Source organism: Actinomadura formosensis, assembly GCF_050948385.1.
Classification (GTDB): Bacteria; Actinomycetota; Actinomycetes; order Streptosporangiales; family Streptosporangiaceae; genus Spirillospora; species Spirillospora formosensis.
In genome coordinates this window covers 2,108,056-2,134,990 of the sequence record NZ_CP192011.1, presented here as the reverse complement: position 1 = coordinate 2,134,990, position 26,935 = coordinate 2,108,056, and the positions used below count along the sequence as shown (strand labels likewise).

21 protein-coding genes are annotated in these 26,935 nt (G+C 71.3%); 13 read left to right on the top strand and 8 right to left on the bottom strand.

The features are described 5' to 3' along the window. Positions 1 to 78 precede the first annotated feature (78 nt). Positions 79 to 2,712: an alpha-glucan family phosphorylase gene (glgP, locus tag ACQP1N_RS10075; protein WP_433230663.1), complete on the bottom strand. Its 2,634-nt coding sequence runs from the start codon at positions 2,710 to 2,712 to the stop codon at positions 79 to 81. Positions 2,713 to 3,033: 321 nt separating this feature from the next. On the opposite strand from glgP, the gene ACQP1N_RS10070 reads away from it, so the two are divergent. The 4 genes from ACQP1N_RS10070 to ACQP1N_RS10055 all read left to right on the top strand — a co-directional run bounded on the left by ACQP1N_RS10070 (position 3,034) and on the right by ACQP1N_RS10055 (position 9,025). After that, the gene (locus ACQP1N_RS10070; RefSeq protein WP_067804474.1) at positions 3,034 to 3,615 is read left to right on the top strand and encodes a hypothetical protein; all 582 of its coding nucleotides are present in this window, start codon (positions 3,034 to 3,036) and stop codon (positions 3,613 to 3,615) included. 126 nt (positions 3,616 to 3,741) lie between these two features. Beyond that, positions 3,742 to 5,760 carry an alpha-1,4-glucan--maltose-1-phosphate maltosyltransferase gene (locus tag ACQP1N_RS10065; RefSeq protein ID WP_067804473.1) on the top strand — a complete coding sequence of 673 codons (2,019 nt, stop codon included), beginning with the start codon at positions 3,742 to 3,744 and terminating at the stop codon, positions 5,758 to 5,760. A gap of 92 nt (positions 5,761 to 5,852) precedes the next feature. Then, positions 5,853 to 7,598: a maltose alpha-D-glucosyltransferase gene (treS, locus tag ACQP1N_RS10060; protein WP_433232647.1), complete on the top strand. Its 1,746-nt coding sequence runs from the start codon at positions 5,853 to 5,855 to the stop codon at positions 7,596 to 7,598. Then, complete coding sequence (locus ACQP1N_RS10055; RefSeq protein ID WP_067804932.1) at positions 7,598 to 9,025, top strand: maltokinase N-terminal cap-like domain-containing protein; 1,428 nt, start codon at positions 7,598 to 7,600, stop codon at positions 9,023 to 9,025. The genes treS and ACQP1N_RS10055 overlap by 1 nt, the downstream gene beginning before the upstream one ends. A 12-nt stretch (positions 9,026 to 9,037) precedes the next feature. On the opposite strand, the gene ACQP1N_RS10050 is transcribed toward ACQP1N_RS10055, so the two are convergent. Beyond that, a complete protein-coding gene (locus tag ACQP1N_RS10050; protein ID WP_433230659.1) occupies positions 9,038 to 9,796 on the bottom strand; it encodes a GntR family transcriptional regulator in 759 nt (252 codons plus the stop codon). 211 nt (positions 9,797 to 10,007) lie between these two features. Between ACQP1N_RS10050 and ACQP1N_RS10045 the strand changes: the two genes are divergently transcribed. The 3 genes from ACQP1N_RS10045 (at position 10,008) to ACQP1N_RS10035 (ending at position 13,221) form a co-directional block, all read left to right on the top strand. Beyond that, positions 10,008 to 10,226: a hypothetical protein gene (locus tag ACQP1N_RS10045; RefSeq protein WP_067804930.1), complete on the top strand. Its 219-nt coding sequence runs from the start codon at positions 10,008 to 10,010 to the stop codon at positions 10,224 to 10,226. Positions 10,227 to 10,568: 342 nt separating this feature from the next. Then, positions 10,569 to 12,806 (top strand): 1,4-alpha-glucan branching protein GlgB, encoded by a 2,238-nt coding sequence (gene glgB, locus ACQP1N_RS10040; RefSeq protein ID WP_433230656.1) that lies wholly within the window; start codon positions 10,569 to 10,571, stop codon positions 12,804 to 12,806. 13 nt (positions 12,807 to 12,819) lie between these two features. Next, positions 12,820 to 13,221, top strand: a complete 402-nt coding sequence (locus ACQP1N_RS10035; protein WP_242609008.1) for an ACT domain-containing protein — start codon at positions 12,820 to 12,822, stop codon at positions 13,219 to 13,221. A 7-nt stretch (positions 13,222 to 13,228) separates the two neighbouring features. Here the strand turns inward: ACQP1N_RS10035 and ACQP1N_RS10030 are convergent, their stop codons facing one another. Continuing rightward, positions 13,229 to 14,086 carry an NUDIX domain-containing protein gene (locus ACQP1N_RS10030; RefSeq protein ID WP_067804924.1) on the bottom strand — a complete coding sequence of 286 codons (858 nt, stop codon included), beginning with the start codon at positions 14,084 to 14,086 and terminating at the stop codon, positions 13,229 to 13,231. Between the two features lie 82 nt (positions 14,087 to 14,168). Here ACQP1N_RS10030 and ACQP1N_RS10025 point away from each other — a divergent pair, with 82 nt between their 5' ends. From ACQP1N_RS10025 to ACQP1N_RS10010, 4 genes are read left to right on the top strand one after another with little or no spacing between them, the layout of a single operon-like run. Beyond that, complete coding sequence (locus ACQP1N_RS10025; RefSeq protein ID WP_242609007.1) at positions 14,169 to 14,675, top strand: PaaI family thioesterase; 507 nt, start codon at positions 14,169 to 14,171, stop codon at positions 14,673 to 14,675. 45 nt (positions 14,676 to 14,720) lie between these two features. After that, the gene (gene sppA / locus ACQP1N_RS10020; RefSeq protein ID WP_433230653.1) at positions 14,721 to 16,424 is read left to right on the top strand and encodes a signal peptide peptidase SppA; all 1,704 of its coding nucleotides are present in this window, start codon (positions 14,721 to 14,723) and stop codon (positions 16,422 to 16,424) included. A 41-nt stretch (positions 16,425 to 16,465) separates the two neighbouring features. Beyond that, positions 16,466 to 16,918 (top strand): flavin reductase family protein, encoded by a 453-nt coding sequence (locus ACQP1N_RS10015; RefSeq protein WP_433230650.1) that lies wholly within the window; start codon positions 16,466 to 16,468, stop codon positions 16,916 to 16,918. A gap of 10 nt (positions 16,919 to 16,928) precedes the next feature. After that, complete coding sequence (locus tag ACQP1N_RS10010; RefSeq protein ID WP_433230647.1) at positions 16,929 to 17,549, top strand: Uma2 family endonuclease; 621 nt, start codon at positions 16,929 to 16,931, stop codon at positions 17,547 to 17,549. A gap of 3 nt (positions 17,550 to 17,552) precedes the next feature. Here ACQP1N_RS10010 and hutI read toward each other — a convergent pair whose 3' ends face one another. The 5 genes from hutI to hutH are packed head-to-tail and all read right to left on the bottom strand — an operon-like array spanning position 17,553 to position 24,536. Continuing rightward, positions 17,553 to 18,713 (bottom strand): imidazolonepropionase, encoded by a 1,161-nt coding sequence (gene hutI / locus ACQP1N_RS10005; RefSeq protein WP_433230644.1) that lies wholly within the window; start codon positions 18,711 to 18,713, stop codon positions 17,553 to 17,555. Beyond that, entirely contained in the window at positions 18,710 to 20,065 is a 1,356-nt protein-coding gene (locus ACQP1N_RS10000) for a formimidoylglutamate deiminase (protein WP_067804906.1), read from the bottom strand. Before ACQP1N_RS10000 ends, hutI begins: the two co-directional genes overlap by 4 nt. A gap of 10 nt (positions 20,066 to 20,075) precedes the next feature. Continuing rightward, positions 20,076 to 21,275, bottom strand: a complete 1,200-nt coding sequence (locus ACQP1N_RS09995; RefSeq protein ID WP_067804902.1) for an allantoate amidohydrolase — start codon at positions 21,273 to 21,275, stop codon at positions 20,076 to 20,078. A gap of 49 nt (positions 21,276 to 21,324) precedes the next feature. Next, positions 21,325 to 22,980, bottom strand: coding sequence for a urocanate hydratase (gene hutU / locus ACQP1N_RS09990; RefSeq protein WP_067804899.1), 1,656 nt, complete (start codon positions 22,978 to 22,980; stop codon positions 21,325 to 21,327). 11 nt (positions 22,981 to 22,991) lie between these two features. After that, positions 22,992 to 24,536: a histidine ammonia-lyase gene (gene hutH, locus ACQP1N_RS09985; RefSeq protein ID WP_433230639.1), complete on the bottom strand. Its 1,545-nt coding sequence runs from the start codon at positions 24,534 to 24,536 to the stop codon at positions 22,992 to 22,994. Positions 24,537 to 25,151: 615 nt separating this feature from the next. Between hutH and ACQP1N_RS09980 the strand changes: the two genes are divergently transcribed. Next, a complete protein-coding gene (locus tag ACQP1N_RS09980) occupies positions 25,152 to 25,631 on the top strand; it encodes a DUF4189 domain-containing protein (RefSeq protein WP_165488458.1) in 480 nt (159 codons plus the stop codon). A 203-nt stretch (positions 25,632 to 25,834) separates the two neighbouring features. After that, on the top strand, positions 25,835 to 26,614 hold the full coding sequence (locus ACQP1N_RS09975) for an IclR family transcriptional regulator (protein WP_067804888.1): 780 nt from the start codon (positions 25,835 to 25,837) through the stop codon (positions 26,612 to 26,614). Positions 26,615 to 26,935 lie beyond the last annotated feature (321 nt).

The window sequence follows — 26,935 nt, the reverse complement described above, 5'->3', positions numbered from 1 at the left end:
CCGCGGTGTCCTGGGTCCTGGCGCCCAGCGACACCGCGATGATCGCCGGCCCGGTGATCCCCGGCGTCGTGGCGGCGGCTAGCGCAGGTTGCCGTTCGTCATGCCCTGCGGCGCGGGCGGCAGCGCGACCAGGCCCAGCTCCGCGCGGCCCGACAGCAGCGGATGGCTCGGCACCACCCGGACGCTGTAGCCGAAGGCGCCGCTGCGCCCGAGCGGGACCTCGCCGGTGTAGCGGTACCGCCCGTTCTCCGCCGGCTGGGCCTCCCGCAGTTCCAGGTAGGACGGGTCGACGAGCGCATCGGCGTCGTCCACCCGGCCGTAGGCGACCTCAACGGCGACGTCGCCGGGGTCGAGGCCCCCGAGGTTCACCACGATCCGCACGGTGAGCCGCGCGCCGACCTGCGGGCTCTCCTCCCCGGTGGACTCGACGTGCTCGACGGCGACGCCCGGCCACGCCGTGCGGACCCGCTGCTTCCACGCCGCCAGGCTGCGGGCGCCCGCGTACTTGTCGGCGACCATGGCCCGCTCGGCCACGGCGGCCGGGGCGTAGAGGTCCTCGACGTAGTCGCGCAGCATCCGGGACGCGAGGACCTTCGGGCCGAGCGTGGCGATGGTGTGCTTGACCATCTCCAGCCAGCGGCGCGGCAGCCCCGCCGAGTCGCGGTCGTAGAACGTGACGGACACGTGGTCCTCGATCAGCTCGTACAGCGCGGCGGCCTCCAGCTCGTCGCGCCGGTCGGGGCCGGCGAGGCCGTCGGCGGACGGGATCGCCCAGCCGTTCTGCCCGTCGTACCACTCGTCCCACCAGCCGTCCCGGATGGACAGGTTCAGCCCGCCGTTCAGCGCCGACTTCATCCCGGACGTGCCGCACGCCTCCAGCGGACGCAGCGGGTTGTTCATCCACACGTCGCAGCCCTGCACCATCAGCTGCCCGAGCGCTATGTCGTAGTCGGGCAGGAACACGATGCGGTGCCGGACGTCCTCGGCGTCGGCGAACCGCACGATGTCCTGGATGAGGCGCTTGCCGCCCTCGTCCGCCGGGTGCGCCTTCCCCGCGATGACGATCTGCACGGGCCGCTCCGGGTGCAGCAGGATCGAACGGAGCCGGTCCGGGTCGCGCATCATCAGCGTGAGCCGCTTGTAGGACGGGACGCGCCGGGCGAACCCGATCGTCAGGACGTCGGGGTCGAGCGCCTCGTCGATCCAGGAGATCTCGGCCTCGCTGGCGCCGCGCTGCCGCCACGACTCGCGGAGCCGGCGCCGCGCGGCCAGCACGAGACGGCGCCGCAGCAGGCCCCGCATCCGCCAGATCTCGGGTTCGGAGACGGCGCGGACGCCTTCCCAGCCGTGCCCGGTCGCCATCACCGCCGGCAGCTCGCGCGCGGTGAACTCCAGCACCTCGCGCGCCACCCAGGTGCCGGCGTGCACCCCGTTCGTGATCGATCCGACGGGGACCTCGGTGGTGTCGAATCCGCCCCACAGGCCGCCGAACATCTCGCGGCTGACCCTGCCGTGCAGTTCGCTGACGCCGTTGACGCGCTGCGCGAGCCGCATCCCCATCACGGCCATGTTGAACACGGTGCGGTCGCCGCCGGGGTAGTCCTCGGCGCCGAGCGCGAGGACGCGGTCGAGGGGGACCTGCTCCTCCTCGTTCACACCGCCGAAGTAGCGGCTGATCAGGTCGCGGGGGAACCGGTCGATGCCGGCGGGGACCGGGGTGTGCGTGGTGAACACGGTGCCCGCCCGCGTCGTCTCCAGTGCCTCGTCGAAGGTCAGCCCGTCCTCGGCGACCAGCTCGCGGATGCGTTCCAGGCCGAGGAACCCCGCGTGGCCCTCGTTGGTGTGGAACACCTCCGGCGCGGGATGCCCGGTGATGCGGCAGTACGCGCGGATCGCCCGGACGCCGCCGATGCCGAGCAGCATCTCCTGCAGCAGCCGGTGGTCGCCGCCGCCCCCGTACAGCCGGTCGGTGACGTCGCGCGTGGACCGGTCGTTGTCCTCGATGTCGGAGTCCAGGAGCAGCTGCGGGACGCGGCCGACCTGCGCGACCCACACCTGCGCGTGCAGGTCGTGGCCTGTCGGGAGGCCGATGACGACGCGGACCGGTGTCCCGTCCCCCTCGCGGAGCAGGGTGAGCGGGAGACCGTTGGGGTCGATCGGCGGGTAGCGCTCCAGCTGCCAGCCGTCCGGCGACAGCGACTGGGAGAAGTAGCCGTGCCGGTACAGGAGCCCGACCCCGAGGATCGGGACGCCGAGGTCGCTCGCGGTCTTCAGGTGGTCGCCGGCCAGGACGCCGAGGCCGCCGGAGTACTGCGGGAGCGCGGCGGTGATCCCGTACTCGGGTGAGAAGTAGGCGATGCAGGCCGGGCCTTCCTCATCGCCGTGGGGCGCGGAGGGCGGTCCCCCCACGTTGAAACGCGACTGGTACCAGCGCGGTGCCGTCAGGTACTCGTGCAGCTCCTCGGCGGTGTCGTGCAGGCGGCGCAGGAACCGCCGGTCCTCCGCGAGCTGGGCCAGCCGCTCCGGCGCGACCTCGCCGAGCAGCCGGACCGGATCGTGGTGGACGGCGTTCCAGAGCGCGGGATCCACGGCGCGGAACAGGTCGAGCGTCTCGTGATGCCAGGACCAGCGCAGGTTGAGGACGAGTTCCTCAAGCTGCCGGAGCGGCTCGGGCAGGACGGTGCGGACCGTGAAACGTCGGATTGCCTTCACACAACGCCACGCTATGCGCTGCCGCCCCGTGGACGCGACGGGGGGCACCGGACCCTCACCTCGTGGACGGGGCGCTCGCACGGCCGGTGAATCCGCGGAAGGCTCGTTCCCATAAGGGCTCGCGCGGTTCCGGCGGAGACCGTCCCCGGATCCGGCGGTGACGTCCCGGCCGAGCGTTTGCCCAAACTCGACCATCCGCAGACCGGTTCCCCGCTGGCCGAGGTCGGCCAGATGACGATCGCACCAGGTCATGGCACCGTCAAAGCCCGCAAACCACTGACATGCCCCGCGCGTCGCCGCGGGGCGGGAGAAGGAGGGCCGGTGCGCGCCGACCATCGCGGTGTCCGGCGGGCCGTGGCGCCCGCATTGATCGTTCTTCTGGCGCCGGTGATCACGTCGTGCGGGAACCTCGTCGCGTCCCCCAACCTGTCGCCGAGCCCGTTCCCCAGTTCGAAGCGTCCGCTGCTGCACCGGCAGGCGGCCGCGATCCGAACCGTCGTCGACGGCCTGGCGGGTGCCGTCCCGGCCGGGGGGCGCACGGCCCGGACGGTGCTCCGCAACCACGAGCACCAGTGCCGGTTCCACGACCCGGACGACCCGGGGCGCGCCCCCGCCGTCCTCAACTGGGAGTACGCGGTGCGCCTGGAGTACACCGGGACGGACGGGGCGGCCGGACGGGACGCCGCGCTGAAGGACCGGCTCCGGCGGGACGGCTGGGCCCTCGGCGACGACTTCGGCAAGCTCATCGCCGTCCGCCGGGGCATGTACCTGGAGCTCCTGCTCAGCGGCACCACCGGCGACGGGACGCTGGTGATCGGCGGCTTCAGCAGGTGTGTGGACGCCGACGGCAAGGTCACCGCGGCGGACCCGCCGATCTCTCCGACGGCCCGGCCGACCCGGTGACCGCCTTACGCGATCCCCACCTTGTGTGGCCAATGTCTCACATAAAGTTATCGAAACTCTAGAGCGGTAACCGCCCCTTCCCGGGCATGGGACGTTTCGGAAGTCTCGCGCGGGTAGGGGTGGCACATGCACGTCAAGTCCGGAACGTCCCATACGACCGGCATTCCGAGGCTGGGTCGTATTCCGATCCTGGACGTGGCGCCGGTGGTGGGGTGCGGCCGGTGGCCGGCGAAGGCCGTGGTGGGTGAGACGGTCGAGGTGTCGGCAACGGTGTTCCGGGAGGGGCACGAGAGGCTGGGCGCAGCGGTGGTGCTGCGCACACCGGACGGGGAAGAGTTGCCGGGCCAGCGGATGAGCGAGGTGGGCGCCGGGCTGGACCTGTGGTCGGCGCAGGTGACACCGACACAGATGGGGTCGTGGTCGTTCCGGGTGGAGGCGTGGGGCGAGCCCATCGCGCACTGGTGGCACGACACGCAGATCAAGGTCCCGCGCGACCAGGACGTCGAGCTCATGTTCGCCGAGGGGGCGCTGTTGTTCGGGCGGGCGGCCGAGTCCGTGCCGAGCAAGGACCGGCCGACGCTGGACCGGCTGGCCCGGCTCCTGGCGGACCAGACCGTCCCGGCCGCCGACCGGATGCAGGCCGTGACCGACCCCGATGTCGAGGACGTACTGGAGCGGCACCCACTGCGGGATCTGCTGACCGTCAGCGACTGGTATCCCCTGGCCGTGCACCGGCAGCGGGCGCTGTACGGGGCGTGGTACGAGTTCTTCCCCCGTTCCGAGGGCGCCACCTTCGACCCGATGGGACGCCGGGGCCCGATGTCGGGCAGCTTCCGCACCGCGATGAAACGCCTGCCCGCGATCGCCGACATGGGCTTCGACGTGGTCTACCTGCCCCCCATCCACCCCATCGGCACCGCCCACCGCAAAGGCCCCAACAACACCCTGGACGCCGGCCCCTACGACCCCGGCTCCCCCTGGGCCATCGGCTCACCCGACGGCGGCCACGACGCCGTCCACCCCGAACTCGGCACCCTGGAGGACTTCGACGCCTTCGTCGCCCACGCCGCCGACCACGGCCTGGAAGTCGCCCTGGACCTGGCCCTGCAATGCTCCCCCGACCACCCTTGGGTCACCGACCACCCCGAATGGTTCACCACTCGCGCCGACGGCACCATCGCCTACGCCGAAAACCCGCCCAAGAAGTACCAGGACATCTACCCCCTCAACTTCGACCACGACTCCGAGGGGCTCTACCAAGAGGTCAAACGCGTCCTGCACCACTGGATGGACCACGGAGTCCGCATCTTCCGCGTCGATAACCCCCACACCAAACCCGTGGCGTTCTGGGAACGCCTCCTGGCCGACATCAACACCACCGACCCCGACGTGCTGTTCCTGGCCGAGGCGTTCACCCGCCCCGCCATGATGCAGACCCTGGCCAAGATCGGGTTCCACCAGTCCTACACCTACTTCACCTGGCGCAACACCGCTGACGAACTACGCGACTACTTCATCGAACTCACCGGGCCCACCGCCGCCTACATGCGCCCCAACCTCTTCGTCAACACCCCTGACATCCTCAACGCCTACCTCCAGCACGGCGGGCGGCCCGCCTTCCAGATCCGCGCCATCCTGGCCGCCCTGCTGTCGCCCACCTGGGGCGTCTACAGCGGCTACGAACTGTGCGAGAACACCCCCGTCCGGCCCGGCAGCGAGGAATACCGCGACTCGGAGAAATACCAGTACCGCCCCCGCGACTGGGACACCGCCGATCGCACCGGCAGCACCATCGCACCCCTCATCACCCGCCTCAACACCCTGCGCAACGCCCACCCCGCCCTCCAGCAACTGCGCAACCTGCACTTCCACTACATCGACCAACCCGAACTGCTCGCCTTCTCCAAACGTCACCTCGACGACGTCGTGCTGGCCGTCGTCAACCTCAACCCGCTCCACCCCCGCGAAGCCACCGTCCACCTCGACCTGCCCGCCCTCGGCCTGCCCGACGACCCTCATCACCCCTACACCGTCATCGACGAACTGGACGGCGCCACCTACACCTGGACCCAGGCCAACTACGTCTACCTCGACCCCCACACCAAACCCGCACACATCCTCACGTTCCGGAGTAGCGAGAGTTGAGCGGACCTCACGAACCCCAGCCGGCGGCGGCCCCCGTGCCGGGCCCGCTGTCCCGGGACGAGCCTGTCACCGAAATTCCGTCCGAGGCCATTCTGGTCTCGTCGGAACCCCTCCCTGACGCGTTCAACCCAGAGACGCCGCGCGACCCGCACTGGTTCAAGACGGCGGTGTTCTACGAGGTGTCGGTGCGCGGGTTCGCCGATTCCAACAACGACGGCTACGGCGACCTGCGCGGGCTGATCTCCCGCCTGGACCACCTGCAATGGCTGGGCATCCAGTGCCTGTGGCTGCTGCCCATCTACCAATCCCCCCTCAAAGACGGCGGCTACGACATCTCCGAATACACCCAGATCCTCCCCGAATTCGGAGAACTCGGCGACTTCGTGGAACTCATCGAACAAGCCCACGCCCGCGGCATCCGCGTGATCGCCGACCTGGTCATGAACCACACCTCCGACCAGCACCCCTGGTTCCAGGCCTCCCGCACCGACCCCACCGGCCCCTTCGGCGACTTCTACGTCTGGGCCGACGACGACACCGGCTACCCCGACGCCCGCGTCATCTTCATCGACACCGAATCCTCCAACTGGACCTACGACCCCATGCGCGGCCAGTACTACTGGCACCGCTTCTTCTCCCACCAACCCGACCTCAACTACGACAACCCCGCCGTCCAAGACGCCATGCTGGAAAACCTGCGCTTCTGGCTGGACCTGGGCATCGACGGCTTCCGCCTGGACGCCGTCCCCTACCTGTACGCCCGCGAAGGCACCAACTGCGAAAACCTCCCCGAAACCCACACCTACCTCAAACGCGTCCGCGCCGAAGTCGACCGCCTCTACCCCGACCGCGTCCTGCTCGCCGAAGCCAACCAATGGCCCGACGACGTCGTGGAATACTTCGGCGACCCCGCCGCCGGCGGCGACGAATGCCACATGGCCTTCCACTTCCCCGTCATGCCCCGCATCTTCATGGCCGTCCGCCGCGAACAACGCTACCCCATCTCCGAAATCATGGCCCAAACCCCCAAAATCCCCGAATCCTGCCAATGGGGCATCTTCCTCCGCAACCACGACGAACTCACCCTGGAGATGGTCACCGACGAAGAACGCGACTACATGTACACCGAATACGCCAAAGACCCCCGCATGAAAGCCAACATCGGCATCCGCCGCCGCCTGGCCCCCCTCCTGGACAACGACCGCAACCAACTCGAACTGTTCACCGCCCTGCTGCTGTCCCTGCCCGGCTCCCCCGTCCTGTACTACGGCGACGAAATCGGCATGGGCGACAACATCTGGCTCGGCGACCGCGACGCCGTCCGCACCCCCATGCAATGGACCCCCGACCGCAACGCCGGATTCTCCGCCTGCGACCCCGCCCGCCTCTACCTGCCGGTCATCATGGACCCCATCTACGGCTACCAGGCCGTCAACGTCGAAGCCCAGGCCAACAACCCCGGATCCCTGCTGCACTGGACCCGCAAAATGATCGAGATCCGGCAACGCCACCCCGTCTTCGGCGTCGGCTCCTACGTCGAACTGTCCGCCTCCAACCCCTCCGTCCTGGCCTTCACCCGCGAGATCAACGGCAAGGACACCAACCAGTGGGGCGGCATGGACACCGTCCTCTGCGTGAACAACCTGTCGCGCTTCCCGCAGCCGGTCGAACTCGACCTGCGGCGTTTCCAGGGCTCCACCCCGATCGAGTGCATGGGCGGCGTCCAGTTCCCGGCCATCGGTGAGCTCCCCTATCTGCTGACGCTTCCCGGGCACGGCTTCTACTGGTTCCTCGTGCCGCCGCCCGGTGAGCACGAACCGGGTGAAGGGATGCTGTGATGCGGCCGTCCGAGACCTCCCTCACCCGGCTCCTGGCCGACTGGCTGCCCGGCCAGCGGTGGTTCGGCGGCAAGGGCGACGACATCGACGACCTCACCATCGGCACCGCCACCGAGCTGGTCTCCGGCGACCCCGCCATGCACCATCTCGTCCTCGACGTCCGCCAGCACGACACCGTCGACCACTACCAGCTGCTCCTCGGCGTCCGCGAGCACATGCCCGAGCGGCTGCTGCCCTGCGAGATCGGCCGGGCGGAGGGCGAGCACGGCATCGCCGGCGCGGTCTACGACGCCGTGCACGACCCGGAGCTGACCCGGACCCTGCTCGCGAACATGGCGAACGAGACCGACATCGGGCCGCTGCGGTTTCGCCGCGCACCCGGCACGGGCATCCGCACCGACCTGGACGCCCTGGCGAGCTCCGCCGAGCAGACCAACACCTCGCTGATCTTCGACGGCGTCTACATCTGCAAGCTGTTCCGGCGCCTGTCCCCCGGTATCAACCCCGACCTGGAGGTCAACCTCGCGCTGTCCCGGCAGGGCTGCCGGCACATCGCCGCCGTGCACGGCTGGATCGAGATGGAGCCCGGCGACGCCTTCACCGGGAACGAGCCCGTCACACTGGCGCTGCTGTCGGAGTTCCTGCTCAGCGCGACCGACGGCTGGCAGTTGGCACTCACGAGCGTCCGCGACTGGTTCGCGCAGCCCATGCCGCCCGGGGACGGGCCGTTCACCGCGAGCGGCGCCGGGCAGGCCGGCGGCGACTTCGCGGCGGAGGCCGAGCGGCTCGGCGCGGCCACCGCGCAGGTGCACCGCGACCTCGCCGCCGCGTTCGGGGTGACGCAGATGCCGCCCGCGGTGGTGCGCGACATCGTGTTCGCCATGAACGAGCAGCTCGACGAGGTCACCGCCGCCGTCCCGGGGCTGCGCCCGTACGCTCCCGCGATCCGTGCGGCGTTCGACCGGGTCGCGGCCGAGGCGGTGTCGCTGCCGTTCCAACGCGTCCACGGCGACTACCACCTGGGGCAGGTGATGCGCACCGACGCCGGCTGGCTGCTGCTGGACTTCGAGGGCGAGCCGGCCCGGACCCCGGTCGAGCGCCGCGCCCTCACGCATCCGCTGCGGGACGTCGCCGGGATGCTGCGCTCCTTCGAGTACGCGGCGCGGTTCCTGGTCGCGCGGGACGGCGACCTGTCGCCCGACGGCGCCGAGAAGCTGGAGCTGCGCGCCCGGGCGTGGGCGGAACGGAACCGGGCCGCGTTCTGCGCCGGCTACGCGGCGGCCGGCGGCCCCGACCCGGCCGCGCACGAGGCGCTCGTCCGGGCGTTCGAGTACGACAAGGCGGTGTACGAGGTCCGGTACGAGGCGCGGAACCGCCCGGCCTGGCTGCCCGTCCCGCTGAAGTCGCTGGCCCACCTCGCGGGCTGACCGCGCGGGCGGTCACAGATCGATCGCGTAGTCGAGCACGACGCGGTCGGCGGGCAGCACGATCTCGCGGCAGACCTCCATGACGCCCGCCCGCGCCAGCATCCGGCGGGTGATGCCGAGGACCGGCACGCCGCCGCTCATCCGCAGCGTCTCGGCCTCCTCCGGTGTCGGCATCCGGGCCCGGACCGACTCCTCGACCCGGACGGGCGGATGCCCCAGATACACCAGCTGCGCGAGCGTCCCGCCGGGCCACGGCTCGCGCGCCGGGTCGCAGACGGGCGTGTCGGCGACGAGGTCCCACGGCAGGTAGTTGACGGAGATCTGCTGCGGTTCGCCGCGCGCGTAGAAGACGAACCGGCGGCGCAGCAGCCGGGTGCCCGCCGGCAGTTCGAACAGGGCGCCCAGCTCGTCGCCCGCCCGCACCCGGGTGAACTCCTTGTCGAGCCGGTACTCCGCCCAGGTGATCTTCTGGTCGTGGGTGAACGTGGTCTCGGGGACGGCCAGCGGCCGGCTCACCGCCCGGTAGCGGTCCATCGCGACACGGCGCGCCGGCGGGATGACCTTGACGAGCGTGCCGCCGCCGCGGCGGGTCTCGACGAGCCCCTCCCCGCGCAGCAGCGCGACCGCCTGGCGCACGACGATCTCCGAGACGCCGTGGGTCTCGCACAGCTCCGCGATGGTCGGCAGCCGTGTCCCCGGCGGGAGGCTGCCGTCCCTGATCGCCTCCCGCAGCGTGTCGGCGATGCGCAGGTAGGCGGGACGGTCCGGCACCGGCGTCACCTCCCTGCTCCGCTGTCCCGTCCGGCACGGCGTTCGAACGTTGTCCGCCTCCGCGTTCGATTCAGACCGGTCCCTCCCTGCGATCCATGCCTTCCCCGCGCTATCCGCGGGGGCATGGTCCGCTTACGGATAGCTTGACACCTCTTGGGCCGAGTAAGACTTTTGTATACAGAAGAACGGCCTCGGGGAAGGGACGACCTTGATGGGCGACTTCGAGGACTTGAAGGCGGCCGTCGAGGGGGAGTTTCCGGGCTGGCAGGTGTGGCGCAGCGACGCGGGACGCTGGTACGCGACCCGCAGCCGCGACCTCACCGACGCCGAACTCCAGGCCGGATGTGCGATGACGGTGGCCGCGGACGACTCGGCGGGGCTCCGCGGGCTGCTCGCCGAACAGGCTCGCGGGGGATGCGGGAACAGGTGAAAGGACGTCGTGGGGAACGGCGCGGCCCGGCCCGCGGGCGGGGGCGGGCCGGGCCGAGACCCCCGGTACGGCAGGTACTTATGTCGCTGAAGTGACATAGGAATGGAGCCCGGGGCGGTGGGGTCGATGTCACCGCCGGGGCCAGGTAGTCGTGGCCGCACGGGCGGCACCCATCCGGCGCGACCCCGCCGACGAGGAGTCGGCCCGCCCGTGCGGCCGCAGCCGCCCCGCCCGGTCATGCGCGTCGAGCGCGGGAAAACAGGGCGCCCCGTCATGTGAGTCCGCCGCTTCTCGGGGCACCTCTACTGAGGTGAAAGCTCAGTGACGGGAGGCCATGAGGTCATGGCACGGGTGACGCGCGCGGAGACCGACCGGCTCGTCGGCGGCGACCATCACGATCCGCACGGCGTCCTCGGGGCGCATCCCGGCCGGGACGGCGTGACGGTGCGGGCGCTGCGGCCCCTCGCGGAAAAGGTCGAGGTCGTCCTGCCGGACGGGGACCGGCATCCGCTCCGCCACTTCCACCAGGGGCTGTTCACCGGGACGCTGCCGGGCGGTGTGTCCCTCGCGGGCGGCGGCGAGCACGAGGCGCCGCCCGCCGTCCCCGACTACCGGCTCGCCGTCACCTACGGGGACGGCATCGAGACCATCCAGGACGACCCGTACCGGCACCTGCCGACGCTCGGCGAACTCGATCTGCACCTGATCGGCGAGGGACGGCACGAGGAACTGTGGCGGGCGCTCGGCGCGCGGGTCCGCTCCTACGCGTCCGCGTTCGGCACCGTCACCGGAACGGCCTTCGCCGTGTGGGCGCCGACGGCGCGCGGTGTGCGCGTGGTCGGCGACTTCAACCACTGGGACGGCCGCGCCCACCCGATGCGGTCACTCGGCTCCACCGGTATCTGGGAACTGTTCATCCCGGGCATCGGCGACGGCATCTGCTACAAGTACGAGATCCTCGGCGCGGACGGCGTGCTGCGCACCAAGGCCGACCCCATGGCGCAGTCCACCGAACGTCCTCCGGCGACGGCGTCGCGCGTGTTCACCTCGTCCTACGAGTGGGGCGACGGCGCGTGGATGGACGGCCGCAAGGAGCGCGACTGGCTGCGCGAACCCATGAGCGTGTACGAGGTGCATCTCGGGTCCTGGCGCCCCGGGCTCGGCTACAGGGAACTGGCCGAGGAACTCACCGACTACGTGCGCGACATGGGTTTCACGCACGTGGAACTGCTTCCGGTCGCCGAGCACCCGTACGGCCCCTCCTGGGGATACCAGGTCACGTCCTACTACGCGCCCACGGCACGGTTCGGTGACCCCGACGACTTCCGGTACCTCGTCGACCGGCTCCACCAGGCCGGTATCGGCGTCATCATGGACTGGGTGCCGGCCCACTTCCCCAAGGACGAGTGGGCGCTGGGCCGGTTCGACGGCACCGCCCTCTACGAGCACGAGGATCCGACGCGCGGCGAGCACCCGGACTGGGGGACGCTCGTGTTCAACTTCGGCCGCGCCGAGGTCCGCAACTTCCTGGTGGCGAACGCGTCGTTCTGGCTGGAGGAATTCCACATCGACGGGCTGCGCGTCGACGCCGTCGCCTCCATGCTGTACCTGGACTACTCGCGCAAGGAGGGCGAGTGGACCCCGAACATCTACGGGGGCCGCGAGAACCTGGAGGCCATCTCGTTCCTCCAGGAGATGAACGCGACGGTCTACAAGCGCAACCCCGGCATCATGACGATCGCCGAGGAGTCGACGGCATGGCCGGGGGTGTCCCGTCCGACCCATCTCGGCGGGCTCGGGTTCGGGTTCAAATGGAACATGGGCTGGATGCACGACACGCTCGAATACCTGCGCCACGAGCCCGTGTTCCGGCACTACCACCACAACGAGATCACCTTCTCGCTGGTGTACGCGTTCTCGGAGAACTACGTCCTGCCGCTGTCGCACGACGAGGTCGTCCACGGCAAGGGGTCGCTGCTGGGCAAGATGCCGGGCGACGCCTGGCGGCAGTTCGCCGGGCTGCGCGCCCTGCTCGCCTACATGTGGTCGCACCCCGGCAAGCAGTTGCTGTTCATGGGGCAGGAGTTCGGGCAGGGCGCCGAGTGGGCGGAGGAGCGCCCGCTGGACTGGTGGCTGCTCGACAATGCCGCCGAGGGCGCCGACCACCTGGGCTTGCAGAAGCTCGTCCGCGACCTGAACCGCGCCTACCGGGCCGAGCCCGCGCTGTGGACGCGTGACAGCGACCACGAGGGGTTCCGCTGGATCGACGGCAACGACGCGAGCGGCAACACGCTCTCCTACCTGCGGTACGGGACGTCCCACGACGGCGAGCCGCCGGTCATGGCGTGCGTCGTCAACTTCGCAGGGAACCCGCACGAGGACTACCGGCTCGGCCTGCCCCGCGCGGGCGGCTGGCGGGAGGTGGTCAACACCGACGCCTACGAGTACGGCGGCAGCGGTGTCGGCAACATGGGCCGCGTCGAGGCGACCGCCGAACCGTCCCATGGCCTGCCCGCGTCCGCGGTGCTGCGCGTTCCGCCGCTGGGCGCGGTGTGGCTCGTGCCTGAACAAGGCGCCTGAATAGGGTGGGCGCATGACCGAAGGCTTCTCCATGCGGCGCGGAGAGCCGTCCCCCCACGGGGGTACGCGCCTGCACATCGTCCCCGGCCAGTTCACGGTGGAGCACCTGCCCCACGCGACGTTCCCGGAGGACGACGAGTGGATCGCGCTGGTGCGGGCCCCCGAGGGCCTCACCATCGTGCGGGACGCATCATCGTTCGCCGAAGCGGAACGCTGGGTCGGCTTCTACGGCGGCGCAGGCCGCGGGCGGGACGTGCCCGGTACGCCGGCGGCGATCGTGGGGCCGCTGGCGGACGCCGAGGTGCCCGTTTTCGTCGCGTCCACGTACCATGCCGATCTCGTCCTCGTTCCCGAGCACCGGCTGAAGGACGCGACGGCGGCGCTGCGCGACGCGGGCCACCGCGTCGAGGTCTAGCCGAGGTCTAAAGGCGGTCGAGGAGCCAGCGCGGGCCGGTGACGGCGGCGCCCGCGGCCTCGCAGCGGGCGCGCAGTTCCCGGTCGGCCGTGACGACGAGGTGCGCGGTGTCGGGACGGTCCTGCCGCAGGAGGTCCACGATCCGGTCGTCGCCGCTGCCGGGCGCGGCCACGACCTTCACCCCGTCGGACGGCTCGTCCGCGACCCGCCGCGCGGCACCCTCGACGACCAGGACGACCTCGGGAAAGCAGCGGTCGAACGGGACGACACCGCCGGGCAGCCCCTGCACGCCGCCGCCCAGGGCCTTCAGGTCGTCGCGGAGCCGCGCGTTGGCTCCGGCACGGTCCTTCCACCAGCCGTCCGCACGCGCGCCCACGACGTTCGCCGCGTCCACGACGAGGACGAGCCGCCGCATCGCGTCCTGCAGACGGGGCCATGACCGCGCGAACGGCTCGAACAGCCTGCGCTCGGTGACCTCCTCGGCGCGCACCCATTCGGCCCTGCGCGTCTCCCGCGACGCGGGGTCCACGGGAAGGCGCTCGGACAGCGATCCCATCACGGACGTGTACGACCAGCCGCCATGGTCCTCGACGCTGGTGCCGTGCACCGCGACCACCTCGGTGTCGAGCGTGCACTCCTCGGACGTCTCGCGCAGCGCGCCCGACACGACGTCCTCGTGGCTGTGCAGCGCGCCGCCGAACATGCCCCACGTTCCGCCGCCGATCCCCCACCAGGCGCGCTGCTGCAGCAGGATCCACAGTTGGCCGCCGGGGTCGCGGTGGTAGGCGAGCAGCCCCGCGGCACCGAACCGTCCCCAGTGGGTGTGCCCGAGCTCGCAGCCGGCCCATCCATCGCCGTCTCCCATGCATCCGACGATAGCGCCGGGCACCCGTGATGAACGGCACAGTGCCGGGTCCGCGATCACCGAATAACATTCGGAGATCACCGTGAGCAGGGAGAGCGAGTTGAGCGGCGAGGCGACCCCGCAGGCCCACCGGGAGGCCGCCCACCTGTGGAACACCCTGTCGGGCGCCGAACTGATCCAGGCGATGGCGGACGGGCGGTTCCCCCAGATCTCCGACATCAACCACTACATCGGGCAGGTCCTCACGTCCGCCGAGCCGGGCCGGGTGGACATCGCGTGGACGCCCGCGGACCGGCTCTGCAACCCCGGCGGCACCGTGCACGGCGGCTACATCGCGATGATCCTCGACAACGCCGTCTGCCTGGCGGCGAGCAGCACGGGCGAGCACTTCATGCCGATGCTCACGCTCAACCTGAACGTCGACTACCTGCGCGGTGTCCAGGCCGGTGAGACGTACACGGTGACCGGGACGTGCGTGCACCCCGGCGGCACCCGCATGGTGTCCAACGCCGTGATCAGCGACGCGCGCGGCCGTCCCGTGGCCCAGGCGTCCGCGAGCGTGATCCCGAACAAGGCGTTCGCCCGCTGACCGAGGGCGCGGGAAGGGCGCGGCCGAACGCATAGGCTGGGGGCCATGGTGGATCCCGGCACAGTCGTCAACGTGATCAAACAGGCCCGCGACCGGCGGACGGCCCCACTGATCCTCGAACTCGACCTCACCGAGGGCATCGTGGAGACCGCGCCCGCCGATCCGATCTCGGCGATCCTGTCCATGCGCCGGACGAACCTGCGGGACGTCCTGGACGGGCTGCGCCGCGCCCGCTCCGACAGCCGGGTCCGCGCCCTCGTCGTGAAGGTCTCCGGCGGCATCGGGCTGGCGCTCGTCCAGGAACTGCGCGAGGCCGTCCAGGCGCTGCGGGACGCGGGCAAGCACACCGTCGCCTGGGCCGAGACGTTCGGCGAGGGCGGCCGCGGCACCGTGCCGTTCTACCTGGCCACCGCGTTCGACAAGATCTACCTGCAGCCCACGGGCGAGGTCGGGCTGACCGGTGTCGCGATCGAGGAGCCGTTCTTCGCGGGCGCCCTGGAGAAGGCGGGCATCCAGCCTCGGTTCGCCAAGCGGCATGAGTACAAGACCATGGCGAACACGTTCATGGAGAAGACGTACACGCCCGAGCACGAGGAGTCGTCCCGGCGGCTCGTCACCTCGCTCGGCGAGCAGATCACCGCCGGGATCGCCGCCGCCCGCGGCCTGCCGGAGGACAAGGTCCGCGACCTCGTCGACCGCGGCCCGTTCCTCGCCGACGAGGCCCTGGAGGAGAGCCTCGTCGACCGGCTCGCCTACCGCGACGAGGTCTACGCCGACCTGCGCGAGCAGTTCGGCGAGGAGGCGCAACTGCGCTACGTCTCCCGCTACAGCCGCACGCACGGACTCACGCGCCGGCTGCCGCAGCCCGGCGGGCAGGACGTCGTCGCGCTGATCAACGGGCACGGGCCGATCCGGCTCGGCCGCAGCGGACGCGGCGGCCCGCTGCCGAACTCCGGCCCGGCGATGGGCTCGGACACGATCGGCGCCGCGTTCCGCGCCGCCGTGAAGGACGACCGCGTCAAGGCCATCGTGTTCCGCGTGAACAGCCCCGGCGGCTCCGCCGTCGCGTCCGACGCGATCTGGCGCGAGGTCGTGCTCGCCCGCCGCGCCGGCAAGCCGGTGATCGTGTCGATGGGCAACGTCGCCGCGTCCGGCGGCTACTACGTGTCGATGGCCGCGGACACGATCGTCGCGCAGCCCGGCACGCTCACCGGCTCGATCGGCGTCGTCGTCGGCAAGGCCGTGGTGAACGGCCTGCTGGACCGCGTCGGCATCGGGCTCGGCGCGGTCGCCGACGGCGACCACGCCCGCATGCTGAGCGCCACCAAGGACTTCAGCGACTCCGAGTGGGAGCGGGTCAACGCCTCCCTCGACCGGATCTACGACGACTTCACCGCGAAGGTCGCCGAGGGCCGGGGCCTGTCCCGCGAACGCGTCCACGAACTGGCCCGGGGCCGGGTCTGGACGGGCGCCGACGCCAGGGAACACGGTCTCGTCGACGAACTCGGCGGCCTCGACATGGCCTTCGCCCTGGCCCGCAAGAAGTCCGGCCTGGCCGCCGACGCGCCGGTCCGCCTCTACCCGCACACCTCGCCGCTGGAGCGGCTCCGCCCGCCGGAGTCCAGCGAGGACCGCACCGCCGCGTCCGCCCGCTTCGACGCCTGGGGCTCCCTCGGCGGCCTCGCCGCCCGGCTCGGCCTGCCCGCCGCGGGCCCGCTCACCCTCCCGGGCACCTGGGAGATCCGCTGAGCGGCGACTTCGTCGAGGCCGTCGCGGGCTTCGCCACGGGCGTGGTCGTGCTGACCGTCCGCGACGGCCGCGACGACCTCGGCACCACGGTCACCTCGTTCATGTCGGTCTCGCTGGAGCCCCCGATGGTCCTGGCGAGCGTGGCGACATCGTCCTACCTGTCGGAGGTCCTGAACCGCCAGAGCCGCTGGGCCGCGACCGTCCTCTCCGCGTCCCAGCGCGCCCTGGCGGGCCGCTTCGCCGCCGAGGGCCGGCCCAGCGCCCGTATCCTCCTGGCCGCCGACCCCCATCACCGCGGCGAACACTCCGGCGCCCTGATTCCCGAAACCGGGGTTTCCGCCCTGGAATGCGAAACCCGCCAGGCCGTGGAAACCGGCGACCACACCCTCTTCGTGGCCGAGGTCCTCGCAACGGACTACATAACCCGGAACCAGAAACCCCTCATAAGGGTCAACCGCCGTTATCTGGAGGACAAGTCACGTGCGGAACCATGATGATGGCGACATGACGATGAACGAACTGGAACGGCTTCATCCGCTGACCCTGGAAGAATATCTCGCCCTCGACGAAGAGGTAAGGCGCGAGTCCGAAGTCGTCGAAGGGAACCTGATCCCTCGCGAACCGCGCGACCGCCCCCACCAGAAGACGGCGTTCCGCCTCGCCGGCGCCTTCGAGGCCGCGGTGCTCAAGTACCGGGCCGGCCACTCCGCAAGCACCTCGACGTGCTACGAGGTCAACACCGAAGTGCCGCTCCGGCTGTGGGAGGTTCCGCTGACGGTCCGCAAGCCCGATGCGATAGTGCACCGCTGTCGTGAGCAGTTCGAAATGCTCGAAGCCGGAGACGCGGTCATCGTCGCCGAGGTGATCTCGCGCTGGTCGGAGTCAAGAGACCGCATCCACAAAATGGGCGAGTACGCCAAAGCGCTCATCCCACACTATCTGATCGTTCAGTTCGATGAACTGGGCGCGACGATCGTTGAGCATTATGCCCTAATGGGCACGGATACGTCCTATTCCAGGATCGGAACCACTCATCGAGATCGAGACCTCTGGGCGCTCAATGTGACCATTCCGTTCGAGATCCAGATCGGGTGGCCGGACCTTGCGATAGGGCTCCCCGCCTGACCGTCACACCCGGCGCCCTCGCTTCCACACCGCCGCCGTCTGCGGGACGCCGGGGCGGTAGGCGAGGTGAATGTGGGACGCGGCGTCCAGGACATGGACGTCGGCGCGCGCGCCCACGCCGAGGTGGCCGACATCGGTGCGGCGGAGGGCGCGGGCGCCGCCGGCGGTGGCGGACCAGACGGCCTCGGCCGGTGTCATGCGCATGTCGCGGACGGCCACGGCGATGCAGAACGCCATGCTCGAGCTGTAGCAGGAGCCCGGGTTGCAGTCGGTGGCGAGGGCGACGGTGGCGCCCGCGTCCAGGAGGCGGCGGGCGTCGGGGTACGGCTGGCGGGTGGAGAACTCGACGCCGGGCAGGAGGGTCGCGACAGTCTGGGACGAGGCCAGAGCGTCCACGTCGGCGTCGCTGAGGAAGGTGCAGTGGTCGGCGGACGCGGCGTCCAGGTCAACCGCGAGTCGCACGGCGGGGCCTTGGGTGAGCTGGTTCGCGTGCAGGCGGGGGGTCAGGCCGGCTTTCACGCCGGCCTCCAGGACCTCGCGGGCCTCACCGGCGTCGAAGGCGCCTTCCTCGCAGAAGACGTCCACCCAGCGGGCGTGCGGGGCACAGGCCGAGAGCATCTCGGTCGCGGCCAGCCGCACATAGGAGGCGGGGTCGTGCTTGTATTCGGCGGGGACGACGTGGGCGCCCAGGTAGGTGACCTCGTCGGCGACCTCGGCGGCGATGCGGACGGCGCGTTCCTCCTGTTCGACCGTGAGGCCGTAGCCGGACTTGCATTCGACCGTCGTGGTGCCCTGGCGGGCCATCTCGCCGACCAGGCGGCGCAGGTTGGCGCGCAGGTCGTCGTCGGAGGCGGCACGGGTGCGGGCGACGGTCGTGCGGATGCCGCCCGCCGCGTACTTGCGGCCGCTCATCCGGGCGGCGAACTCCTCGGCGCGTTCACCGGCGAAGACGAGGTGCGCGTGGGAGTCGACGAAGCCGGGCAGGACGGCGCGTCCGGCGGCGTCGAACGACTCGTCGGCGGCGGGCGCCCGCGTGGACGGGCCCGTCCACGCGACGGCGCCGTCCTCGATCACCAGGGCCGCGTCCCGGACGACGGCCAGGCCGTCGCCGGCGCCGGGGTCGTTGGTGACCAGTTCCCCGATGTTCCTGATGACCGTGCTCAAGCAGGCTCCTCCCGGGTGACGGCGGTGACGGCCTCGGCGAGGGCGGCGGGGACGTCGTCGATCAGCAGGTGGCGGCCGTCGTGCACGACCGGGCGGCCGGACACCACGACATGCCGGACGTCGGCGCCGGTGGCGGCGAAGACGGCGGCCTCGGCGGCGTAGCCGGGCCCCGCGCCGGCGGTGCGGACGGAGCCGAGGTCGACGGTCACCAGGTCGGCGTAGGCACCGGGTTCCAGGCGTCCCGCCTCGGGCCAGCCGAGCCCGTAGTGGCCGTTGGACGTGGCGGCGGCGAGCAGTTCCCCGGCCGTCCAGTGGCCGCGGGCGCGGGTGCGGAGGCGTTCGTCCAGTTCGACGGCGCGGGCCTCCTCGAACATGTCGATGACCGCGTGCTGGTCGGAGCCGAGATAGATGGGGGAACCCGCATCGGCCAAAGCGCGCGCGGGGCCGATGCCGTCGGCGAGGTCGCGTTCGGTGGTCGGGCACATGCACACGCCGGTCATGGTCGTCCCGAGGAGGCCGATGTCCTCGTCGGTGAGGTGCGTCGCATGGACGGCGGTGGTGAGCGCGCCGAGCGCCCCCGACTCGGCGAGCAGGCGGGTCGGCGTCATGCCGTAGGCGTCCAGGCACGCCTCGTTCTCCGCCGGCTGCTCGGACAGGTGGACGTGCAGGGGCGCGCGGTGCTCCCGCGCCCAGGACGCGACGGCCCGCACCTGCTCACGCGGCACCGCCCGGACGGAGTGGATCGCGGCGCCGACGCGGGCGTGCAGCCGGCCCGCCTTGCCGATCTGCTCGTAGAGGCTGTCGACGCGGCGCGCCCAGTTGCCGGCGGTGCCGTCGCCGAACCGGAGCTGCGGCCCCTGCAGCGGACGGCCGATGCCGCCGGTGAGATAGCAGGCGTCGAGGAGGGTGATCCGGATTCCGGCGTCGGCCGCGGCGGTGATCAGCGCCTCGCCCATCGCGTTCGGGTTCGGGTACGGGGCGCCGCCGGGCCGGTGGTGCAGGTAGTGGAACTCACCGACGCAGCTGATCCCGGCGAGGGCCATCTCGGCGAACACGGCGGTGGCGAGGGCGCGGTAGGACTCGGGGTCGAGCCGGTCGGCGACCTTGTACATCTGCTCCCGCCACGTCCAGAACGTCCCGGAGTGGGCCTGGACGCGGGAGCGGAGGGCGCGGTGGAAGGCGTGGGAGTGGGCGTCGGCGAGGCCCGGAAGAGTCAGGCCGGGCAGCCGCTGGGCGTGGGGGGCGGACGGGACGCCGGGCGCGATGCTCGTGATGCGCTCGCCGTCGGCCTCGATGAGCACATCGGCCGCCACACCGTCTCCGAGCCAGGCGAACTGGGCATGCCACTGCATACCGGAACCCCTACCCGCGCGCCAGGTCGTCCAGTACCGCGGCAAGGGCCTCCACTCCGGCCAGGCAGTCCGCCGGTTCGGCGAACTCGGCGGGCGCGTGCGAGACCCCCGTCGGGTTCCGGACGAACAGCATCGCGGTCGGCAGCCGTGCCGACAGGACGCCCGCGTCGTGGCCCGCGCCGGTCGGCAGGACGGGCACGCCGTCCAGGGCCCTGTCGACCCGGTCGCGCAGGGCGAGGTTGAAGTCGACGATCTCGGTGTAGGACTCCTCGGCGAACTCGACGCACACCCGGTGCGGGCGCGCGGCGACGCGGGCGGCCTCGTCGATCTCCTTCACGGTGCGGCGGACGGCGTCGTCGGCCGGGCCGCGGGCGTCCAGCCAGGCGGTGACGGACGAGGCGATCGCGTTCACCCCGCCCGGCACGACCGCCACCTTGCCCACGGTCGCGACCGTGCCGTTGCGTTCGGCGGCCTCCCGTGCAGCGATGACCATGCGGGCGAACGGCAGCATCGGGTCGCGGCGGTCGCCCAGGGCGGTCGTCCCGGCGTGGTTGCCCTCGCCGGCGAACCCGAACCGCCACCGGCCGTGCGGGACGATCGAACCGGCCACCCCGACCGGCTGCTCCAGGGCTCTGCCCTGTTCGACGTGGAGTTCGACGTAGCAGGCGACGCGTCCGAGGAGGTCGTCGTCAGGGCCGATCGCGGCGGGGTCGAGGCCGGCGTTGTGCATGACCTCGGCAAGGGTGTGGCCGCCACCGTCGGTCAGCGCGCGCGCCCGCGCCGGGTCGATCGCCCCAGAGAGCAGCCGTGACCCGAGGCACGCCACACCGAAACGGGCGCCCTCCTCCTCGGCGAACGCCGCGATGCCGATCGGCCGTTCCGGCCGGACGCCGCGTGCTCGGAGAAGGTCGATCGCCGCGAACGCGGACACGATGCCGAGCGGCCCGTCGAACGCTCCGCCGCCCGGCACCGAATCGAGGTGGCTGCCGGTCAGGACGGCGTCGTGCCGCTTTCCGTCCTCCGGGAACCACCAGGCGAACATGTTGCCGTTGGCGTCGTTCTCCACGGCGAGGCCGCGGCGGCGCGCCTCGTCCCGGAACCAGGCACGGCATTCCAGCTCGGGCGGGGTCCAGGCGAACCGGTGGTAGCCGCCGGACGTCTCGTCCCGCCCGATCGGCAGCAACTCCGCCCACATCTCCTCGAAACTCATGGCCCTCCCTCCCTGGGGGACGCCCCCACACCCCCCGGTTCGCTGCCGCTCACGGATTCATGGGAATCCGGACGCCGCGCTCAGCGGCGACCTCGGCGGCGCGGTCGTATCCGGCGTCCACGTGCCGCATGACGCCGGTGCCGGGGTCGTTGGTCAGGACACGCCGGAGCTTCTCGCCGGCGAGGGCCGTCCCGTCCGCGACGCAGACTTGGCCCGCGTGGATGGACCGGCCGATGCCGACCCCGCCGCCGTGGTGGACGGACACCCAGGTCGCGCCGGACGCGGTGTTGAGCATGGCGTTGAGGAGCGGCCAGTCGGCGATCGCGTCCGAACCGTCCTTCATGCCCTCGGTCTCCCGGTACGGGCTGGCGACCGAGCCGCAGTCGAGGTGGTCGCGGCCGAGGACGATCGGCGCGCTGATCTCACCGCGCGCCACCAGGTCGTTGAAGACCTCACCGGCCTTGTCGCGCTCGCCGTAGCCGAGCCAGCAGATCCGGGACGGCAGCCCCTGGAAACGCACCTTCTCCCCCGCCATCCTGATCCAGCGGGTCAGCGGCTCGTTGTCCGGGAACAGGTCGAGAACGGCCTGGTCGGTCCGGGCGATGTCCTTCGGGTCACCGGACAGCGCCGCCCAGCGGAACGGCCCCCTGCCCTCGCAGAAAAGCGGCCGGATATAGGCGGGCACGAATCCGGGGAATTCGAAGGCGCGCGCGTATCCGGCGAGCTGGGCCTCCCCGCGGATGGAGTTCCCGTAGTCGAAGACCTCGGCTCCGGCGTCCTGGAATCCGACCATCGCCTCGACATGCGCGGCCATCGAGTTCCGGGCCCTGGCGATGAAGCCGTCCCGGTCCTTGGCGCGCTCGGCCACCATGTCCTCGAACGCGATGCCGCGCGGCAGGTACATCAGCGGGTCGTGCGCGCTGGTCTGGTCGGTGACGATGTCGATCGGCGCACCGCGCCCGAGCAGTTCGGGGACGATGTCGGCGGCGTTCCCCAGCACGGCGATCGACAGCGGGCGCCTCGCGGTCCTGGCCTCTTCCGCCAGCCGCAGCGCCTCGTCCAGCGACTCCGCCCGCACGTCGCAGTACCGGTGCGCGACACGCCGCTCGATCCGGGACGGGTCGCATTCCACGCAGATCGCGACACCGCCGTTCATCGTGACGGCGAGGGGCTGGGCACCGCCCATCCCGCCGAGCCCGGCGGTCAGCGTGATCGTCCCTTCCAGGGAGCCGCCGAACCGCTTCTCCGCGACCGCCGCGAACGTCTCGTACGTCCCCTGCAGGATGCCCTGGGTCCCGATGTAGATCCACGACCCGGCGGTCATCTGCCCGAACATCGTCAGGCCGAGCGACTCCAGCCGCCGGAACTCCTCCCAGGTCGCCCACTGCGGGACGAGATTGGAGTTGGCGATCAGCACCCGGGGCGCCCACTCGTGCGTCCGGAAGATCCCGACCGGTTTGCCGGACTGGACGAGCAGCGTCTCGTCCCCCTCCAGTTCGGACAGCGACCGGACGATGCCGTCGAAGGCGTCCCAGCTCCGGGCCGCCTTCCCCGAGCCGCCGTAGACGACCAGCTCGTCGGGGTGCTCGGCGACCTCGGGATCGAGGTTGTTCTGGATCATGCGCAGGGCGGCCTCCTGCGGCCAGCCCTTGGCGGCGGTCAGTGAGGTGCCGCGCGGCGCGCGGACGGGACGGGGACCTGACATGTTCGGCTCCTTCAGCAGAGCGGGCCGGTGACGGTCTCGGCGGCGGCGACCAGCGAGCCGTCCCGGACCATCGCGGTCGCGGCGGCGATCTCGGGGGCGAGGTAGCGGTCCGGGCCAGGCGGCGGCACGACCTCGCGCAGCTTCGCGACGACGGCGCCGGTCGCCGGACCGGGACGCAGCGGGGTGCGCAGGTCCAGGGCCCGCGCGGCGGTGAGGATCTCGATGGCGATCACCTGGGCCAGCCCGTCCACCGCCCGGCGCAGTTTCCGGGCCGCGTTCCACCCCATCGAGACGTGGTCTTCCTGCATGGCCGAACTCGGAATGGAGTCGGCGCTCGCCGGGACCGCGAGCCGTTTCAGCTCCGACACGATCCCGGCCTGCGTATACTGGGCGATCATGTGCCCGGAGTCGACGCCCGGATCGTCGGCGAGAAAGGCGGGCAGCCCGCCGGAACGCCCCCTGTCGAGCAGCCGGTCGGTGCGCCGCTCCGACATGGACGCGACATCGGCCACGGGAATCGCGAGGAAGTCGAGCACATACGCGATGGGCGCCCCATGGAAATTGCCGTTCGACTCGACGCGTCCGTCCGGCAGCACGACGGGATTGTCGATGGCCGAAGCCATCTCCCGCCGCGCGACCGCTTCGGCATGGTCGACGGTGTCGCGCGCGGCCCCGTTCACCTGGGGTGCGCACCGCAGCGAATAGGCGTCCTGGACACGGGTGCAGTCGGGCCCGCGATGCGATTCCATGATCTCGGACGCGGCGAGCAGCGCCCGCAGGTTCGCCGCCGCCGTGCCCTGCCCCGGATGCGGCCTGAGCGCCTGCAGATCGGCGGCGAAGACCCGGTCGGTCCCCAGCAGGGCCTCGACGGTCATCGCGGCGGCGACATCGGCCGCTCTGAGCAGCTCGCGCAGATCGCAGATGGCGAGGACGAGCATGCCGAGCATCCCGTCCGTCCCGTTCAGCAGGGCCAGCCCCTCCTTGGCGCCGAGCTCGACCGGCGCGATCCCCGCCTCGCCGAGCGCCTCCGCCGCCGGCCTCAGCTCACCGTCCGCGTCCCTGACCGACCCCTCACCGATCAGCGCGAGCGCGACATGGGCGAGCGGCGCGAGATCCCCCGAGCACCCGAGACTTCCGTACTCGAAGACCTGCGGGGTGATGCCGGCGTTGAGCAGCTCCGCCAGCGTCCGCGCCGTCGTGGGCTGGACGCCGGTCCGCCCGGTGGCGAGCGTCCGCAGCCTGAGCAGCATCAGCGCGCGGACGACCTCCCGCTCGACCTCGGGCCCCGACCCGGCCGCATGGGACCGGACGATGTTGAGCTGCAACTGCGCCCGCAACCCGGGGGCGATGTGCCGGGTGGCGAGCGCCCCGAACCCCGTCGAAACCCCATAGACCGGCAGGGGGCGAGCCGACAGCTCCTCGATATGGGCCCGCGCCGCACCGATCAGCTTCAGCGCCTCATCGGTCAGCCCGACCCGGGCGCCACCTCGCGCGACCGCGACGACCTGCTCGAACGTCAGCGCCTCCGGCCCGACCTCAACCATAGGAACACCCATACCCACCATTGGAGCGTGCCCCGGCCCGATGCCCCACCCCCCGAACACCCCCTCTGTCTCAGATACGAGACAATCGGGCGAGGTACCGGCCGCCGGACGGGGTGATCCAGAGGAGAAGCCCCGGCCGGACTTGAGCGAGTTCCCAGCCGTTCGACTGCTTCATCCGATGATGTCGGCGGCAGAGTGGGCGAGGTTGCAGCGGCGGGTGGCGCCGGTCGGCCAGCGAGCGGTGTGGTCGGCGCCGCATTTCCCGAGCATCACTCCCCTCATTACACCTGCTTGATTCCACCAAATCAGTGGCCATTTTGGACGGAATTTCATTCCGTTTTCATTGATTTGGCGAGTCTGCCAGTGCAGGCCAGGACGGCGCCGGGCCACCGAAGGCCGTCTATCCGTTCGATGGGGAATCGCTATGATCTTCCGGATATCGACGCAGTTTGGGGAGCGGTCACCGTGCAACCTCCACCACCGCCGCATGGCGGTCGTCCACCCGCCTACCGGCCTCCGCCCGGCCCGCCCGGTCCGCCGGGATGGGGGCCGCCACCGCCCGGCCCGCCGGGGTGGAGGCCGCCCGGCCCTCAGCCGCCGAACAACAATGCGGCGGTCATCGTCATCGTGGCCGTCACGGCCTTCTTGTTCCTGATCGGCGGCGGCACCGTCCTGTTGCTGTGGGCCGGCTCCGACGACTCACCGGCCACATCAGCGGCAGCGAGACCCACGATCTCGGACCTCCCGACTCCGCCCAGCTACAGCCCGCCGACCCTGCCCAGCCCGACGCCGACCGCCCCGGAGACCACGTACTCACCCCCTCCGAGGAACTACGGGGCCATCGCCGTGGGACGTAACGGCGCCGTCGGCAAGGCATGGGACTACGACTCCCCGGCCGCCGCCAGAAGGCGGGCGCTGAACGAGTGTCCGACCTCCGGCTGCAAGGTCCTCACGACGTTCGTCAACGGCTGCGGCGCGGTCGCGTACAACCCCAGGACCAACAAGTACTGGGGCGGCCATGGCGACACACGGTCCGAAGCCCAGAGGAACGCGATATCCAACGCGGGCGGCGGCCGCTGGACCGTCTGGGTGTGCACCACCCGGTAGAGAGGGAGTAGGGCTCCCCCAGACGCTCCGGGCGACCGGGGCGTTTTCCACAGGACGGGAGCGGTGGCACAAACCACGGGCGACCCACGATGTGGTGCGTCAGGTGATGCCGCTCAGGGGGCGGAGACGACGGCCACCAGTGGACCCGGCCGGCGCCCCTCCCGGCAATCCACTCCATGTCTCAGATACGAGACAATGCGGCCATGCCCCAGGTCCCCGCCGCCCGCCGCGCCCTGGCGGTGCTACGCCTGCTCGCAGCCGCGCCCGGCCCGCTCCCCGCCTCCTCCATCGCCCGGGCCCTGGGACTCCCCCGCTCCAGCACCTACCACCTCCTGACCGCCATGTCACAGGACGGCTTCGTCACCTACATCCCCGAGGAACGCCGCTGGGGCCTCGGCGTAGCGGCCTTCGAAATAGGCTCCGCCTACCTACGCCACGAACCCCTGGAACGCCTGGCCCGACCCCTGCTCCGCCGCCTGGTCGACCAGGTGGGAGAGATAGCCCAGCTCGGCATCCTGCACGGCGCGGAAACCCTGTACCTCCTCAAGGAACAACCGCCCCGCCCCGCCACCCTGGTCACCGACGTCGGCGTCCGCATGCCCGCCCATCTCACCGCCAGCGGCCGCTCGATACTCGCCCACCTGCCCCCGGCCCAGGTGAGAGCCCTCTTCCCCCGCCATCTCATAGACCGCACCGGCAAGGGCCCCACATCCCTGCGCGACCTGCGCCGCACCCTCGCCGAAGACGCCCGCCAAGGCTGGTCCTGCGAAGACGGCCACATCACCGAAGGCTTCACCAGCATCGCCGCCTGCGCCTTCGACCACACCGGCCACCCCACGGCCGCGATAACCGTCACCTTCCGCCGCCAGGACCACCCACCCGAAACCTGGCCGACCCTCGCAGCACAAATCCGCACATCAGCCGCATCCCTCACAACCCGCCTAACCGGCCGCCCGCCCCTCCCCCCGGAACCGAGGTCCTGACCTGCGGAAGCCTGAGCCAGGACCGCCGCCGCTCACGGAGCGCAACTCAATCCACATGTCGGGTTCGGGCGTCGCGGTGAGGCCCGGGAGCAGCCGTCCGGAGCAACCACCGACCCGCAGGAAATCGGCCGGCATCCGGTACTCGGTTCCGGCTTCCGCCGCCCGGTGCGGGTCAGGAGACCGACCGCTCACGGCGAGAACCCGAAAGGTCAATCGAGGACGTGCTTCCTCAAGTCGGATGACCGGAATCGCACCGGCCGATGCTGACGAAAGCCAGAGCGGACGGGTGGCGTCCGGCGGTGGGGCCGGCGTTTCCCGGCG

Coding starts and splice junctions, on each gene's coding strand:
- hutH (WP_433230639.1), bottom strand. CDS start 24,536: ATGGGTGTTCCTATGGTTGAGGTCGGGCCGGAGGCGCTGACGTTCGAG.
- ACQP1N_RS09995 (WP_067804902.1), bottom strand. CDS start 21,275: ATGAGTTTCGAGGAGATGTGGGCGGAGTTGCTGCCGATCGGGCGGGAC.
- glgB (WP_433230656.1), top strand. CDS start 10,569: ATGGCACGGGTGACGCGCGCGGAGACCGACCGGCTCGTCGGCGGCGAC.
- ACQP1N_RS10055 (WP_067804932.1), top strand. CDS start 7,598: ATGCGGCCGTCCGAGACCTCCCTCACCCGGCTCCTGGCCGACTGGCTG.
- ACQP1N_RS10045 (WP_067804930.1), top strand. CDS start 10,008: ATGGGCGACTTCGAGGACTTGAAGGCGGCCGTCGAGGGGGAGTTTCCG.
- ACQP1N_RS10010 (WP_433230647.1), top strand. CDS start 16,929: ATGACGATGAACGAACTGGAACGGCTTCATCCGCTGACCCTGGAAGAA.
- ACQP1N_RS10000 (WP_067804906.1), bottom strand. CDS start 20,065: ATGCAGTGGCATGCCCAGTTCGCCTGGCTCGGAGACGGTGTGGCGGCC.
- ACQP1N_RS10030 (WP_067804924.1), bottom strand. CDS start 14,086: ATGGGAGACGGCGATGGATGGGCCGGCTGCGAGCTCGGGCACACCCAC.
- ACQP1N_RS10035 (WP_242609008.1), top strand. CDS start 12,820: ATGACCGAAGGCTTCTCCATGCGGCGCGGAGAGCCGTCCCCCCACGGG.
- sppA (WP_433230653.1), top strand. CDS start 14,721: ATGGTGGATCCCGGCACAGTCGTCAACGTGATCAAACAGGCCCGCGAC.
- ACQP1N_RS10065 (WP_067804473.1), top strand. CDS start 3,742: ATGCACGTCAAGTCCGGAACGTCCCATACGACCGGCATTCCGAGGCTG.
- ACQP1N_RS09975 (WP_067804888.1), top strand. CDS start 25,835: ATGCCCCAGGTCCCCGCCGCCCGCCGCGCCCTGGCGGTGCTACGCCTG.
- hutU (WP_067804899.1), bottom strand. CDS start 22,980: ATGTCAGGTCCCCGTCCCGTCCGCGCGCCGCGCGGCACCTCACTGACC.